Source organism: Bradyrhizobium sp. 190 (assembly GCF_023073415.1).
Taxonomy (GTDB): Bacteria; Pseudomonadota; Alphaproteobacteria; order Rhizobiales; family Xanthobacteraceae; genus Bradyrhizobium.
Genome location: NZ_JADPJL010000011.1, coordinates 1 through 1,389, shown reverse-complemented (window position 1 = coordinate 1,389; position 1,389 = coordinate 1). Strand labels below are relative to the sequence as shown.

Genomic DNA, 1,389 nt, shown 5'->3' with positions numbered 1-1,389 from the left:
GGCGTCCTTGGCTGCCTTGTGATGAGGCCGGCTCGTTCCAGCGTCAGCACCATCTGGTGAACCGAGGGCGGGCTGACACGGAAATATTCCTGCATGTCGGTTTCCGCCGGAGGTCTGCGGTGCAGCCGCGTATAGAGGTGGATAAAGGCTAGGTACTGCCCCTGTTTGGGCGTGAAGGTTTTTGCCGAAGGACTCACACCGGCCATCCGATTCAGTTGTTCGTGCGTGCCTCATTCAAGGAGGCAGGCATGAACGTACGCTATCGGGTCGAACTCAGCCAAGTCGAGCGCATCGAACTCAAAGCGCTGCTCGGCGGCGGTAAACATGCGTCGCGCAAGCTCAAACGAGCACAGATTTTGCTGGCCGCCGACGCCGGGGCCAGCGACGAGGAGATCGCCAGGGGCGTCGGCGTGGGCGGCTCGACCGTGTACCGGACCAAGCGACGCTTCGTGGAAGGCAATCTGGAACGGGCGCTGAGCGAGGAGCCGCGTCCCGGGGCGGACCGCAAACTCACGGGCAAGGAAGAAGCCCTGCTGGTGGCGACGGCCTGCGCCAGCCCCCCAGAAGGCCGTGCCCGCTGGACGCTCGAGCTGCTGGCAGGTGCGATGGTCAAGCTCACCGAACACAAGAGCCTGTCGCACGAGACGGTTCGGCGGCGTTTGGCCGAAAATGGCCTCAAACCCTGGCGCAAAGACATGTGGTGCATTCCGCAGGTCGATGGCGAATACGTTGCCCGTATGGAGGATGTCCTCGACCTCTACGCCGAGGCTTCCGACCCCAAGCGGCCGGTGGTGTGCTTCGACGAAAGCCCGGTGCAACTTATCGGCGAGGTCCGTCAGCCCATCCCGGCCAGGCCGGGCCAGCTCGAACGTTACGATTACGAGTATCGTCGCAATGGCACGGTCAATCTCTTTGTCCTCCTCGACGTGCATCGTCCCTGGCGCAAGGTCAAAGTCACTGAGCGGCGAGCCGCAGAAGACTATGCTCAATGCATGCGCGATCTCGTCAACATCCATTATCCCGATGCCGAGATCATCCGGGTCGTTCAGGACAATTTATCGACCCACTCGGCCGGCGCCCTGTATCAGGCGTTCCCGCCCGCCGAAGCCAGGCAGATTTTGCGACGGCTCGAGTTCCACTACACCCCCAAGCACGCAAGCTGGCTCAACATGGTTGAAATCGAAATCGGCGTCCTGCGGGCCAGTGCCTGGATCGCAGGATCGATGATCCCAAGCGGCTGCGCCGCGAAATCGCTGCCTGGGAACGGAAGCGAAATGCCGCCCGCTCACGCATCAAATGGATGTTCACAACAGATAAGGCGCGCGCCAAAATGGCCCGCGCCTATCCCGCCGCTTCCAAAGAGTCATAATCACTGTGCAGAGCTACTAG

General features: G+C 61.7%; 2 protein-coding genes. One reads left to right on the top strand and one right to left on the bottom strand.

The features are described 5' to 3' along the window. The coding region (locus IVB22_RS09070; protein WP_247516996.1) for a LexA family transcriptional regulator at nucleotides 1-206 on the bottom strand (206 nt) is incomplete at its 3' end. 42 nt (nucleotides 207-248) lie between these two features. On the opposite strand from IVB22_RS09070, the gene IVB22_RS09065 reads away from it, so the two are divergent. Further along, nucleotides 249-1,369 (top strand): IS630 family transposase gene (locus IVB22_RS09065; protein WP_247516995.1). Its coding sequence is split into 2 segments (ribosomal slippage): nucleotides 249-1,200 and nucleotides 1,200-1,369, totalling 1,122 coding nucleotides; the frame shifts between segments, so codons are not numbered across the junction. Nucleotides 1,370-1,389: the final 20 nt, after the last annotated feature.